Here is a 13,964-nt window from a genome sequence, read left to right on the forward strand (position 1 = left end):
GTTTGTTAGTCCAACTTTTGGGGGTCAGTTCATTATGTCTGGGGTACTTTTAAAAAAATTTTTTCTCTTTTTATTTCATTATAATCAATCCTCATCGGGTGCATAAAAGACAATACTTCTACCTTCCCTTTCTGCCTTTTCAGCTTCTGCCCTATACCATTCTATAGCCTTTTTATCTTCTGGTGCTAGGACAATGTTATTTGCCTTGGCACTTGTGTCTCCACCTGCAATTCTAATTAGGAGGTATTCCCTATTCATTTTTTACCAACCCCTCAATTAATAAGTCTTTTGCTCTCTTGTACTTTTCCAATCTCTCCAAATCTTTTTCTGTAACTGTCTTTAGTCTTTTTAATTTCATATTTTGATCAAGATCAGCAAGCTTGACCCTGCTTGCAATTTTATTTTTCTTGATTGCCTCAATGTATGTCATGTAGGGTTTGTCTTTATCATGAGTTAAAAGCAAAAGAGCCTCTCTTTGATCTTCTGTCAAAAATTTTAAATCATCAATAGTATAGGATGTGTCTTCAATCACGTCGTGAAGTAAGGCAACAATTTTCTCGTCTTTCCCCTTAACATTTAAAGAGACATTAAGGGGATGAAAGATGTAGGGCTTGCCACCCTTATCTCTTTGTCCCTTGTGAGCTCTTGCTGCAATAAAAAATGCCCTTAGTAAATCAATCATTACTTGTATCCCTTTACTTTCTTTTTGCTTTTTTCTAAGGCTTCATAAAACTCTTCTTCGCTTATTTCTATGGCATAGATATCACCAAAGACAATATCTATATATGGTTGATGCTGTTCAACTTTACCTTCATTAATCCAGAAATATCCATGCCCAATTTTTGCATACCTATTATCATCTGGTAAAAAATAGAATTTGTCTTTAAACGCATCATCCAAAATACTTTTTAAATTTTTATTCAAAATTAATACTCCTTAAATAATCCAAATTTATTTACTCTAAAAATTTCTGCATTTAAATACAGATTGAAATTAAAAATAAATAAATTATTTTAGCTAACCACAGATAAAAATCTTACTAGTAAAAATAAAGACAATTATCCAAAAAATATAAAAATGAAAAATTTGCTGAATCGCAAGAAAAGTTTTAGACGGTGCTTAAATTCTTTAAGCCCTTATTAAGAAAGAATCATAAATAGACTGTTGACTCTATTTATATTATAACTCATTAAATTATATTTTTCGATAGCTTATCTTATAACATCAAATAAAAAAAGCTGCGGTGACACAGCTCTTTTATAATTCATATTCAATTTTTTAATAATTTATTTTATCAAGTATCCCTTTGAAATATGCTATTACTATTCCGTAGTTTGTTATTGGGATGCTTTTTCCTTTTGCGTTTTCGATTCTACTTCTAATGTTTTTTGCATTTAGCATGCAGCCACCGCATTGGATTATAAGGTCGTAGTCAGAAATATTTTCTGGGAAGACTGAGCCTGAGGTCACGTCAACTTGCAGACCTTGACCAACTTTCTTTCTTATCATATTTGGAATTTTTATCCTTCCAATGTCTTCTTCTGCTGGGGCATGAGTACAACACTCCGCTATTAATATTTTTGAGTTCTCATTTATCTTTTTAAGAGCCTCCACTCCCCTAACGTATTCGTCAATATCTCCCTTTAGTTTTGCAAATAGGACTGAAAAGGATGTAAGCTTAACATCTCTTGGTATTTTTTCATAAACTTCTAAGAAGACAGATGAGTCTGCAACTATTAGGTCTGGTTTTTTATTTAAAAGTCCTAGGATGTCTGTAAGTTCTTCTAGCTTCACCATAGAAACTAGAGCATTCCTATCAAGGAGTTCACGAATTGCTTGAACTTGTGGAAGGATAAGCCTATTTTTTGGTGCAGCAATATCCTGTGGGATTACTAATAAAATTAGGTCTTTTTCTTCCACCATTCCATCAAAAAGTCTTTCTTCTTTCTTTGGCGTGAACTTCAAAAGTTCTTCTAAGAGTTTATCAAAACCAATTTTTTTAGCAGCAGAAACTTCTATTGTCTTATAAGATGAGAAGTCCTCTCTTATTTTTTTTATTTCATCTTCTGACAAGATGTCAATTTTATTTATTAAAACAAGAATGGGAGTGTCCTTAAATTTTTTTAACATTTCCCTTTCAGCTTCTGTTTGGGTATCTGATACAACTAGGACTCCTATGTCAGTTTTTGAAATTACTTCATCGGTCCTCTTCATCCTCTTTTGTCCAAGGGCTGTTTCGTCGCCTATACCCGGCGTGTCCATTAGAAGACAGGGTCCCAAGCTTTTTATCTCCATGGACTTGTAAACTGGATCTGTTGTTGTCCCCTCTTGGTTTGAAACGATAGAGATATCTCGGCCTGAAAATTCATTTATTATTGAGCTCTTGCCCGAATTTACCTTGCCAAAAAATCCAATGTGTATCCTGTTCCCAGAATTAGTTTTGTTAAGTTCCATTAAAATCTAAAATCTCTCTTTCCAACTTTTTCCATTTCGTAGATATATTCTTTTGCCTTCTTCTTCACAACTTCATTAGGAATTTTTTCAAGTTCCTTTGCGATTAAGTCTTCGCTAAGTTCTCTCGTCTTTTCGTTTCCATAATCTAACATATATTCCTTCAAAGTCATAAGGGCATTTGGTTGACAACAATTTAAAATTTGTCCTGACTTGCAAAGTTGCATGAACCTGTCGCCAGTCCTTCCCGCCCTATAACATGCTGTGCAAAAACTTGGAATGTATCCTAGTTCTATTAGCCAGTCTATAACTTCTTCAAGTGTCCTGTGGTCTGCGACGTCAAATTGTGCAGAGTTGTCTTCTTTCTTTTCTTCTTCAACGTAACCACCAACAGAAGTTCTTGATCCACCAGAGATTTGACTTACCCCAAGTTCAAGGGCACGTTCTCTAACCCTTTGTGACTCTCTTGTTGAAATAATCATGCCAGTGTAAGGCACAGAAACCCTGATTAGGGCAATAAGTTTTTCAAAAATGTCATCAGCAAGTTCGTTTTTAAAGTCGCCTGGGTCAATGTCATCAGCAGGTTGGATCCTAGGAACAGAAATAGTGTGAGGTCCAACCCCAAATCTTGCCTCTAGGTGCTCTGCGTGCATTAAAAGACCAACTAACTCGTACTTATAAGTTTCAAGTCCAAACAAAACTCCAACACCAACGTCGTCGATGCCTGCTTCCATTGCCCTATCCATGGCTTCAGTATGGTAGGCATAATTGTGCTTTGGTCCTGTTGGGTGAAGTTCTTCATAGGACTTCTTGTTGTAGGTTTCTTGGAAGAGGATGTAGGTTCCAATTTCTGCATCCTTTAATTTTTTATAATTTTCAACTGTTGTTGCAGCAATATTAATGTTGACCCTTCTTATTTGTCCATTTTTATGCTTAATAGAATAAATTGTCTTTATGGATTCTAAGATATATTCCATTGTATTGATTACAGGGTCTTCTCCAAGTTCAATAGCAAGTCTCTTGTGACCCATATCTTGAAGGGCAATTACTTCATTTCTAATTTCTTCTTGAGATAATTTTTTCCTTCTTATGGATTTGTTCTTTGCATGGTAAGGGCAATAAACGCAACCATTTACGCAGTAGTTTGAAAGATAAAGAGGCGCAAATAAAACAATCCTATTACCGTAGTGGTCTTCCTTTATCTTCTTAGCAAGCTTATAAATTTCACCTTGGTAGTGCTTGTCTTCAGCTAGTAAAATTAGGGCAGCCTCCCTGTGGCTTAGTCCCTTTTCCTTCTTCGCCTTTTCAATAACCTCATCTAACAAGTCCTTGTTATTTTTATTTTTTTCTGCATAGTCAAGAGTATCGAGAATCTCTTGATGGTTTATAAATTCTTCTGCAATTTTTGAATCTACCTTATACACTGTCTTCCTTCTTCCTTTATCCTCACTTATAATCTCCTCTTGATCTGGAGATCCTATATCCAATCTTCCTTAGCTTTTCTTCTAGGCCCATAAAGTCATCAGAATTTTTAACTTCTGTACCAATTTTATTATCGTAAAGCTTATAATTTTTCCTAAGTTTTTCTGCTCCAACATTGGGCATCAAAACATTGGCACCCGCTAAGATACCCTTCTCTCGTCCAAAGTCATCAATGCTGCCAAGGGCAGTTGTCGATGGCAAGAGAAGTTTCTCATCTGCAATCCTTACAATAGATAAAATATTAAGGACATCATCTAACTTGCCTCTAGGAAAGTCCCTAAAGGGTGTGTCATGCTGGGGTATGAAGGGCCCAATCCCCACCATCTCAGGCTTTAACTTTACGATAAATTTTAAATCTTCATATAAATTTTCAAGCTTTTGATAGGGAGAGCCCACCATCATGCCACAGCCAGTTTGAAAACCCAGAGCCTTTAATTTGAAAATTGAATCTATCCTGTGTTGAAACTTCATAGAGTTTGGGTGAAGCCTTTCATAATGGGACTTTGAATAAGTTTCATGACGCAAGAGATACCTGTCTGCCCCCATATTTTTAAGAACTTCAAAATCCTTAAAATCTCTTTCACCAAGAGAAAGTGTTATGGCAACATCAGGAAATTTTTCTTTGATTTCGCCAATAATTTCCTTCAAGTATTCAAGACTATAAAAGTCATCTTCGCCACCCTGCATGACAATAGTCTTTATTCCCAAGTCCACAGAGTGACCTGCAAGTTCTAAAATTTCTTCTTTGCTAAGCCTCACCCTCTTGGCATTTTTATTTGCCAACCTAAGCCCACAATAGTAGCAATTATTTTTGCAGTAGGTGGAAATTTCTATTAGTCCCCTTATGTAAATTTCATTTCCAAAATTTTTTACCGCCAAATTTCTTGCAAAGGCATGAAGGACCTCAGCCTCCTCACCCCTTAACCTCATTAGGTAAGAAAAATCTTCAAAAGAAATCTCCTTTGACTTATAAAATTGTTCACATAAATTTAAAGTTCTGTTCATACAATCCCATCTTAGTTAAAAAGTTCACAATCTATTATAATACTTACAGTTAATATATCAAGTGTAAAAATTTTGACACAATTGATAAAAATTTTATTTTTCTTCATAAGCAAATAGTTTATATTTTGATTATAAATATTACTTATAAAAGTATAATTCTTTTATTCCCTTTAATCCAATTTTGTAATTTCTTTCTATTTAAAGTACAATATTACTTATTAATGAACTTATAACTATAAAGAAATTTATTTGGGATGATATAAAATTGAAAAGCAAATCAATATCAAATGTTGAAAAAAATTTAATGACTTCGGGATCTATTTGGAAGACAATCTTGTTCTTCTCCCTTCCCTTAATTCTTGGAAATATTCTCCAACAAACCTACAACACCATCGACTCTATGATTGTTGGCAATTACCTCGGAAGGTATGCCTTGGCAGCAGTTGGGTCAAGCACTCCTCTTATTAATCTCTTGATTTCTTTTAGTCAAGGGATTGCTGTGGGTTGTGGAATTTTAGTTTCTCAATCTATGGGTGGAGCCAATCAAAAGGAAATGAAACTTGCCGTCCACACTTCTCTTTCCATAGCTCTTCTTCTTGGACTTTTAATTTCTCTTATGGGATATGTATTCGCTCCTTGGCTCTTGAACCAAATGGATACGCCAGCAGAAGTTATGGAAGAGTCCATTACTTATCTTAGAATTTTTTCCTTTGGCCTGGTCTTCAATATTATTTACAACATGGAAGCAGGCATCTTAAATGCTGTGGGGAATTCAAAGAGGTCCCTCTTGTATCTTGGCATTGCTTCTGCTACTAATGTTATCTTGGACTTTTTATTTATTAAAAGCTTCGGACTTGGAGTTGAAGGGGCCGCTATTGCAACAAATATTAGTCAGGCCCTTTCAGCCCTACTTGCCCTCATATTTTTAATTAGGGTGCCAGAAATTTACAAGGTCCGTCTTTCAAAATTAAAAATTCACAAGGACATGGCTCTTAGGATTTTAAAAGTTGGAATCCCAACTGCTATTCAAAACACAGTTATTTCTCTTTCCAACGTGATTATGCAGTCCTCTGTCAATGTCTTCGGTGCCCTACCCATGGCAGGCTTTGGTGCCTTTATTAAAATCGACGGCTTTAACATCTTGCCCGTCCTAAGTCTTAGCATGGCAATTACAACTTTCGTTGGACAAAATTATGGAGCAGGACAAATGGAAAGGATCAAGAAGGGCATGTGGACCACTCTCATAATGACGGTCCTTTATACTCTCATAAGTGGCAGTCTCCTTTACCATTTTTCACCAAAACTAATTGGCCTCTTCACCAAGGATGCAAGAGTAATAGAGGCTGGTGTCCTTGCAAGCAGATTCTTATGTCCCTTCTACTTCTTGCTTGCCATCTTGCACTCACTTGCAGGTACAGTGAGGGGAACTGGAAAAACTATTCCACCAATGATAATTCTCTTGTTGTCACTTTGTTTATTTAGGATAATGGCAGCGAAGTTTGTCATCCCACATTATCACACTATAGAAAATGTCTACAGACTTTACCCAATCTCCTGGCTTATTGGGGTCATCTTAATTATTGGCTACACAATAAAGGTTGACTGGACCCAAGAAAATAAAATTTCATAAAAATAAAAGCATTGATTGAACTCTGAACTCAACCAATGCTTTTTTATTGCATAACAATTTTTAATTTTCTTTAAAACCTTCGTAAAGATTTCCTTCAGCTTCGTCAATATATTTTTGAGCATTCGTAGCTGCAACTGCACCATCGCCTGCTGCGTTTACAACTTGACGAACAGTCTTCTTCCTAATATCTCCAGCTGCAAAAACCCCTGGCACATTAGTCCTCATTTCATCATCAGTCTTAATGTAGCCATCATCTGTTAATTCTACCTTGCCCTTGAACATTTCTGTACTTGGGATATAACCAATAAATACAAAAATTCCGAAAGGTTCATCAGACTTAATTGATCTCTCTTCGCCTGTCTTAGTGTCGTGAAGAATCATTTCATTTACAATCTTATCGCCCTTGATTTCCTTAACAGTTGTGTTCCAGATAAAATCAATTTTGTCGTTGTTAAAGGCTTGCTCTTGAAGAACCTTTGAAGCCCTAAGCTCATCTCTTCTGTGGATGATGTAAACCTTCTTTGCAAAGTTTGTTATGAAAAGTGCTTCCTGAACAGCAGAGTCGCCACCGCCAACTACATAGACAACTTCATCTTCATAGAAAGCTGCGTCACAAGTTGAACAATAGCTTACGCCACGTCCCTTGTATTCCTTTTCTCCAGGTGCGCCAATCTCTCTTGGAGATGCACCAGTTGCAATAATAACTGCCTTAGCTTCATAAGAGTCAACATAGCCCTTGATTTTTTTCACTTCTCCATCAAGTTCCATATCTTCAACTTGGTCCATGATGATTTCTGCGCCAAACTTCTTAGCTTGGTTTGCCATTCTCTTGCCAAGTTCAACACCATCTATAGAGTCAATGCCTGGATAGTTTTCCACTTGAGTTGTTTCGGCGATTTGACCGCCTTCAATGCCCTTTTCTATGATTAAAGTTTTCTTTTTACTTCTTGCTGCATAAAGACCTGCAGTTAAACCTGCTGGACCTCCACCAATTATTATAATATCGTACATTCTATCCCTCCAATTCTTATTATACCCAAAAATATATTTTTGTATATAATAGAGATAGGTGATTAAATGGAATTAAAAATGAACTTTTCAACTACATACTTTTTTATTATAAATGTCTTGATTATTATCCTATCCTTCTTTATGTTTTACCTTCTCAACAAGAAAAAAGCATATGAAAGCGATGACGATGTGGCTTTAAATTATTATGAAAAGGCCTACCTCTACAAGGGCCCAAACTTTATCTACAACCCCATCATCGCTATGATCCTAAGAGCCAAGGCTCATGGGAATATTGAGATTGAAAAAAATATTTATAAGAACAAGCGAGGAGAAGAAAAAGTTGAATATATATTGAAGAACTTAAAAGAGTCAGGACTTAGCCTTGGAGAGAAAAAACTTTTTGAAACTCTCTTTTCCCTTGAGGATGGAGCTTCAATTTCCACAAGACAAATGGATAAGCTGAGAAGGACTGAAGCAGATAACTACAACAAGAAGTTCAACGACTTTATCTACTTCCTAGAAGATGAAATGATGAAGAAGAGACTATACACAAGAGAAAAAAATACATTTAAGATTTTTATAGCCTTTGTAGTTTATTCAATTTTATTTTTTGTGGGGATTGTGACAGTTTACAACGAAAGATTTTTTGGAATCGCAAGCATAGTCCTCTCACTTTTCTTTTACGCCTACCTAATCAAATCCTTCTCCAAGATGACAGACCTAGGCAACAAAAAGTTTATAGAATTAGAAAATCTTGAAGAAAGATTAAAGGCTGGAAGAGGATCAAGTGAAGAGGACTTTCTAGCAGCTCTTGGCTTTGGACTTAAATATGAAATTACGAAAGATATTTGCCAAAAGCTCCATGACAAGGCATACGAAACCTATCTCGATGAAGACTTTTACAAGACCTTTAAGACTGCCCTCGTAGGCGACCACTTACTAGTGAGAAACTAAATAAAAATTTGCATCAAAAAAACTGTGATTGGCTCACAGTTTCTTTTTTTGTAAAATTTTAAAATTCGCAAATTATTATTTTCCCTTGACCTTCTATTTTTATTTTCTCTTCTTCTAAATAGATGGCTGAGAATTTTTCAAAGACTTTACCTTGGACCCTTAATTCTGAATCGTAATTAAAAATCACTGCCCTCTTGTCTGCCTTAAAGTCAAAATTATTTATATTTAAGGAGAACATCTTGGCTTCTTGTCCCTTCTTATAAATTAGGTTGAAGTCTCTAACATCGCCTGATGATTTTGTGGAGTGATCTCCGTCAAAAAATAAAACTTCAAAGGGATTTAATTTAAATTTATTTCCATCACTTTCAATGTCCATCACATTGTCAATTGGTGTGATGTATCTGTAAAAACCTGTGTAGGGTGTGTAAACTGATTCCTTGTCCTTGCAAGTTGCTGTTGAAATTCTAAAGTCAAAGTTCTTTTCGCCAACACTTGCTCCTTCTGGATAGATGAAAACTTCTGTTGTAACACCTGCAGACCAATTTGAATCTTTAAATTCTTCTTTTTTTATAAATTTCATTTAGTCCTCCAACAATTCTCTTAGCTTTCCAGTTACCTTGTAGTCAACTTTTTGAAGTTCAGAAATATTTCTTACTCCATTTAACATCATAAGTGCCTTTGTCTTTTCCATTAGTCCGTCAATGTATCTTAAGGTGTATTCGTATCCACCACGAATAATGTAGGAAAGAATTTCGCCGCTAATTGCTGTCATATCTGCTCCAAGACAAAGACTCTTTATTAGATCCACAGAAGTTTTTATTCCACCTGATGCTATTAAAAACATATCATCGTAGGCAAGTTTCTTTGCTTCAATTAAACTTAAGGCTGTTGGAATTCCCCAAGAAAATAAATCTGAGATATCTGCATTAGGTTCTCTTAGGTTTTCAATTTCGAAAAAGTTTGAGCCACCGTAACCAGATATATCTACATACTTAACTCCAACGTCGTGAAGTTTCTTCACAGTTTTTTGTGACATTCCAAAGCCAACTTCTTTTACGATTACAGGGACTTCAGAAGTCTTTACAATTTTTTCTATGTTATTTAAAATTCCACGAAAGTTTCTCTCCCCTTCAACTTGTACAAGTTCTTGGGCTGGGTTTAAGTGGATTTGAATTGCATCTGCCCTTAAGAGGTCAACTGCTAACTTTGCATCTTCAGTACTAGCAAATCCAGATAGGTTTGAGATTACAACTCCATCTTTTATTATTTCTCTTACAATTTCAAAGGACTTTCTTGAGTCTTCGTCTTCTAGAGCAATAGTTTGTGATCCCACAGCCATAGGAAGGTCGTACTCCACTGCCACATTTGCAAGAGATCTATTTATTTCCTCTGAAAGACTTGAGCCACCAGTCATGGCATTTATCATCAATGGAAATTTTACTTTCTTATCTAAAAAATTAAGGCTTGTATCAATTTCATCATAATTTATCTCTGGGAGAGAGTCATTGTACAAAAAGATATCAGAAAAAAGTGGGTCGCCAACATAAGTTGATCGAAGAAAATTTTCTATATGTTCTGTCTTTCTATATTTCCTCATTGTATCCTCCTTTATAACAAATAAATAATAACATCTTTAAATTTTTTTTACAAGAAAGGACTTCTAAAAATGCTGGCCCCTATCTTGTCGCCGTCATGCCTAATAAAGCCGTCCTTAATTTCTATGAACTCGCCCTCTGTTAGCAAGACATTCTTTTCCTTAAAATATTTTTTATCTTCTTCTGTGGCAAAGATTGGACTTGATTCGTCCTTGTTGTAGTAGTATTGATAAATTTCATCTGTTGCCCTAAGGTCATTGGCTATGACTTCATCAATAAATTCGTAGTTGGAGTGTTTTAAAATTGCCTCGAAGTGGTCCTTCAAGGAATAATTTTTTGTTTCTCCCTTTTGGGTCATGGCATTGGCAATATAAATAACCCTGGCATTTGTATCTCTTAGAGCTTCATTAATTCCTCCAACTAAAAAATTTGGAATGATAGAAGTGTATAGAGATCCCGGTCCAATTATAACGATATCAGATGATAAAATTGCTTCAAGTGCATCTTCATTCGCACTTGGATAGTGGGGAATCATAGACATCTTTTTGATTTTTGTGTTTAGCCTGTAGCACATTTTTGGAATGTAGGACTCTCCCACAACCTTATCCTTGGACTCGAACTCTGCAACAAGATGAGTTTCATCAAGAGTCACTGGGATTACCTTGCCTGTTACATTAAAGACACTAGACATTTCAAGAAGAGCCTTGTCAAAAGACCCAAAAATATCAGTGAGGGCTGCAATTAAAATATTTCCCACATTTTGGTCTTTTAAGGATCCTGACTTAAACCTGTAGCTCAACAAGTCCCTCATGGTCTTGTCAGTGTTGGAAAGAGCTATAAGACACCTTCTCACATCTCCTGGTGGAAGAATATTTAGTTCCTCTCTTAAGATTCCACTTCCCCCACCATCATCAGACATAGAGACAACAGCAGAAATATTTGTAGTAAAATCTTTTAGTCCACGCAAAATAGTGGAGATGCCTGTACCTCCACCTAGGACTGCTATCTTTTTTTCCATAAATTTTTCTCCATATCCCTGTGGGTTACATAGGTGGACTTGTACTCTTCCTTGAGGATTCTGCCTATCTCTTCAGCTATGGCAACAGACCTGTGAAAGCCTCCAGTGCAACCTATCCCAATTGTAAGAACCCTCTTTTGCTCAGCCATATAGTTTGGAATCAAAAACTTCAAGAGGTCTATAGTCTTATCTATAAATTCTCTTGTGACATCCCACTTCATAACAAAGTCCCTAACTTCTTCAGTATTTCCATTTAAATCTTTAAGCTCTTTTATATAAAAAGGATTTGGCAAAAACCTCACGTCAAATACGAGGTCTGCATCCTTTAAAATGCCAGACTTAAAACCAAAGCTTGTGACTTCAATGGCAAAGTTGTCCTTCTCGTCATAAGAAACAAAGGCCATAAGTTGCTTCCTCAAATTTTTTGTAGAAAGTCCTGTTGTGTCAATGACAAAGTCGGCACTCTCCTTAATCTTTGAAAGAGTTGCTTCCTCAAAATTATAACCATCAACAATGGACCTATTCATAGGGTGGGGTCTTCTAAGTTCCTTGTATCTCGCAATAATAGTTTCCATATCAGCATAGAGAAACAAGAGCCTGATTTTTAAATTCATTCCCTTTAGCTCTTCGTAGGCAGAATAAAAATCGTTGAAAAGTTCACCACTCCTCATGTCTACAACAGCAGCTACCTTTTCAAAATTCTTGCTCTTTGCATCAAGGGCAATGTTACAAAACTTTGGCAAAAGGGCTGGCGCAAGATTATCCATGGCATAATAGCCAAGGTCCTCAAAGACATCAAGGGCATAGGACTTGCCCGATCCACTCATTCCAGTAATAATTATAATTTCCATTTAATCACCAACTTAAAGACACTTAGTCACCAATAATTTTAACTTCTCTCTCCAAAGTCACGCCAAACTTATCGCGAACAACTTTTTGAACTATTTCGATAGTTTCAAGTACATCTCGGGCTGTAGCCTTGTTCTTATTTACAACGAAGCCACAATGCTTTTCGCTAATGCCAGCCCCCTTGTGGGTAAAGCCTCTTAGGCCAGAATCGTCAATTAATTTCCCTGCAAAATAACCTGTAGGCCTCTTAAAAGTCGAACCAGCAGAAGGCATATCAAGAGGTTGCTTGTCAGCCCTTCTTTGGTCAAAATCCTCATACTTTTCTCTTATTTCGTTCTTATCTCCATCTTCAAGAGAGAAGGTCGCACCAAGGACAATTAAGTCCCTCTCTTGAACAAGAGAATGCCTGTAAGAAAAGTTCATCTCATCACCAGGAACTTCAATAACCTTTAAATCTTCATCAAGAAGTCTCACGCTCTTGACAACATTTTTAATCTCTCCGTCATAGGCACCAGCATTCATAACAACGGCACCACCAAGAGAGCCTGGAATACCGTGAGCAAACTCAAGACCGGTAAGAGAATTTTCCATGGCGAACTCGCTAATTTTTTTCATGCTGGCACCAGTCCCCGCATAAATTTCCTTGTCAGAAACTTTTTTAACATCATTTAACTTATTTTTAAGCTTGATGATAATACCGTCAAAACCCTTGTCCCTTACAATGATGTTAGTGCAGTTGCCAAGAATATAATATTTGTAATTATTTTTTTTAATAGATTTTAAAATTTCCACAAGAGCCACTTCATCATTGGGCTTAATGAGAAGCTTAGCAGGACCGCCAACACAAAAAGAAGTGTGGTTCTTCATAGGCTCATCGTAGAAAAAATCTCCCAAATTTTCATTTATATCAAATAACATAGAACACCTCAATTAAATACTAAGTCAATTATAACATTGAAAGAGGGGAAAAGAAAAAGTTTTAAAAGCTAACGCTTTTAGATTGATTGTAAAGATTTAATCTTTAAGAAGTTTTTGTAAAGCAAAGCTTTACTATTCCCTTTCTGGAGGGGGTTATACCCATACGGGCACGAGTGACCTTTCGATTGGTCCGCTTGTGCCTGCGTGGCATCCCCCTCCGGGCCACCCCCAACACCTTCAACGACCTGGCAGGGACCTTTGCCAACAACCCCGAGCGGCAGATATCTTTTTTTGCAGTAGAACACAAATTGTCGCAAGCTCCAATTTGCGAACTGACCTACCATCAATTTGCTACGTAAATTGGGTTAGGTCATGTCAACTCGCATCGCTCAAACATTGAAATTTTTTAACGTCTCCGAAATTTTTGCTTACTGCCTTATTAGCTTGCGATTTATTGGCAAACTTTACAAACTCATAAGCCTTCAACAAGTTGGGCACTATTGCCAAGCTCACAACTGCATATAAAGTTACAAAAAAATAAAGCCTAATCAAAAATTATTAAGCTTTAACTTTTTATGAGTTTACATTTATTTGTGAAGTTATCATTTTCTATGACTTCATAAGGAACAACAACTTCATAATTAGTTACAAGGTTATAAGATGTAATCACTTCATAAAGAATTAAAACTTATCCCATAAGCCGCGAGCTAATCAGGTGCATCTAATGAGCAAAAAAATCGGTTATGCGTTAAAAATTTTCAACTGTTTGAATTCGCGAAGCGAATGAGTTTTGAAAATTTAGCATGACCGATTTTTTTGGACTCAACGTACGTGGGGTGAAGGGGGTGGTTTGGAGGGGCAAGGGGCCTCACGATGCCCCTAAGCCCCTCCAATATTGATTCGTAAAGCTCTGCTTTACAAAAACTAATTTAAAAATAAAAACTTTATCAGAAAATAAAAATTATAAAACCCTTTTTAAAATAATTTTCACGAAAAAAGCAGCCTTTCTCTGGCTGCTCAGACTGATGACAAAGCAGGCAAAAAAGCCTGC

Annotated in this window: 14 protein-coding genes; 2 read left to right on the top strand and 12 right to left on the bottom strand. The window is 36.2% G+C overall.

All coding sequences use genetic code 11. The annotated features are described in order from the left end of the window. Window positions 1–84: 84 nt before the first annotated feature. The 6 genes from HMPREF1864_RS08595 to hydE all read right to left on the bottom strand — a co-directional run bounded on the left by HMPREF1864_RS08595 (window position 85) and on the right by hydE (window position 4,938). Window positions 85–258, bottom strand: a complete 174-nt coding sequence (locus HMPREF1864_RS08595) for a hypothetical protein (RefSeq protein ID WP_197415058.1) — start codon at window positions 256–258, stop codon at window positions 85–87. Beyond that, a complete protein-coding gene (locus HMPREF1864_RS04365; protein ID WP_062571625.1) occupies window positions 251–682 on the bottom strand; it encodes an HD domain-containing protein in 432 nt (143 codons plus the stop codon). The genes HMPREF1864_RS08595 and HMPREF1864_RS04365 overlap by 8 nt, the downstream gene beginning before the upstream one ends. After that, a complete protein-coding gene (locus HMPREF1864_RS04370; RefSeq protein ID WP_062571626.1) occupies window positions 682–924 on the bottom strand; it encodes a hypothetical protein in 243 nt (80 codons plus the stop codon). The genes HMPREF1864_RS04365 and HMPREF1864_RS04370 overlap by 1 nt, the downstream gene beginning before the upstream one ends. A gap of 354 nt (window positions 925–1,278) precedes the next feature. Then, window positions 1,279–2,454 carry a [FeFe] hydrogenase H-cluster maturation GTPase HydF gene (gene hydF, locus HMPREF1864_RS04375; protein WP_062571627.1) on the bottom strand — a complete coding sequence of 392 codons (1,176 nt, stop codon included), beginning with the start codon at window positions 2,452–2,454 and terminating at the stop codon, window positions 1,279–1,281. Continuing rightward, a complete protein-coding gene (hydG, locus tag HMPREF1864_RS04380) occupies window positions 2,454–3,875 on the bottom strand; it encodes a [FeFe] hydrogenase H-cluster radical SAM maturase HydG (RefSeq protein WP_062571638.1) in 1,422 nt (473 codons plus the stop codon). The genes hydF and hydG overlap by 1 nt, the downstream gene beginning before the upstream one ends. Before the next feature lie 22 nt (window positions 3,876–3,897). Continuing rightward, window positions 3,898–4,938, bottom strand: a complete 1,041-nt coding sequence (hydE, locus tag HMPREF1864_RS04385) for a [FeFe] hydrogenase H-cluster radical SAM maturase HydE (protein WP_062571628.1) — start codon at window positions 4,936–4,938, stop codon at window positions 3,898–3,900. A gap of 265 nt (window positions 4,939–5,203) precedes the next feature. Between hydE and HMPREF1864_RS04390 the strand changes: the two genes are divergently transcribed. After that, window positions 5,204–6,568 (top strand): MATE family efflux transporter, encoded by a 1,365-nt coding sequence (locus HMPREF1864_RS04390; RefSeq protein WP_082718913.1) that lies wholly within the window; start codon window positions 5,204–5,206, stop codon window positions 6,566–6,568. A gap of 60 nt (window positions 6,569–6,628) precedes the next feature. Here HMPREF1864_RS04390 and trxB read toward each other — a convergent pair whose 3' ends face one another. Further along, the gene (trxB, locus tag HMPREF1864_RS04395; RefSeq protein ID WP_062571630.1) at window positions 6,629–7,579 is read right to left on the bottom strand and encodes a thioredoxin-disulfide reductase; all 951 of its coding nucleotides are present in this window, start codon (window positions 7,577–7,579) and stop codon (window positions 6,629–6,631) included. 66 nt (window positions 7,580–7,645) lie between these two features. Between trxB and HMPREF1864_RS04400 the strand changes: the two genes are divergently transcribed. After that, entirely contained in the window at window positions 7,646–8,533 is an 888-nt protein-coding gene (locus tag HMPREF1864_RS04400) for a DUF2207 family protein (RefSeq protein ID WP_062571631.1), read from the top strand. A 58-nt stretch (window positions 8,534–8,591) separates the two neighbouring features. On the opposite strand, the gene HMPREF1864_RS04405 is transcribed toward HMPREF1864_RS04400, so the two are convergent. From HMPREF1864_RS04405 to murB, 5 genes are read right to left on the bottom strand one after another with little or no spacing between them, the layout of a single operon-like run. Continuing rightward, entirely contained in the window at window positions 8,592–9,113 is a 522-nt protein-coding gene (locus HMPREF1864_RS04405) for a HutD family protein (RefSeq protein WP_062571632.1), read from the bottom strand. After that, entirely contained in the window at window positions 9,114–10,130 is a 1,017-nt protein-coding gene (fni, locus tag HMPREF1864_RS04410) for a type 2 isopentenyl-diphosphate Delta-isomerase (protein WP_062571633.1), read from the bottom strand. 47 nt (window positions 10,131–10,177) lie between these two features. Further along, on the bottom strand, window positions 10,178–11,146 hold the full coding sequence (gene yvcK / locus HMPREF1864_RS04415; protein ID WP_062571634.1) for a gluconeogenesis factor YvcK family protein: 969 nt from the start codon (window positions 11,144–11,146) through the stop codon (window positions 10,178–10,180). After that, the gene (gene rapZ / locus HMPREF1864_RS04420; RefSeq protein ID WP_062571635.1) at window positions 11,131–11,997 is read right to left on the bottom strand and encodes an RNase adapter RapZ; all 867 of its coding nucleotides are present in this window, start codon (window positions 11,995–11,997) and stop codon (window positions 11,131–11,133) included. The genes yvcK and rapZ overlap by 16 nt, the downstream gene beginning before the upstream one ends. A 22-nt stretch (window positions 11,998–12,019) precedes the next feature. Beyond that, window positions 12,020–12,913: a UDP-N-acetylmuramate dehydrogenase gene (gene murB, locus HMPREF1864_RS04425; RefSeq protein WP_062571636.1), complete on the bottom strand. Its 894-nt coding sequence runs from the start codon at window positions 12,911–12,913 to the stop codon at window positions 12,020–12,022. Window positions 12,914–13,964 lie beyond the last annotated feature (1,051 nt).

The sequence above is a fragment of the Peptoniphilus sp. DNF00840 genome (assembly GCF_001553125.1).
Classification (GTDB): domain Bacteria; phylum Bacillota; class Clostridia; order Tissierellales; family Peptoniphilaceae; genus Peptoniphilus_A; species Peptoniphilus_A vaginalis.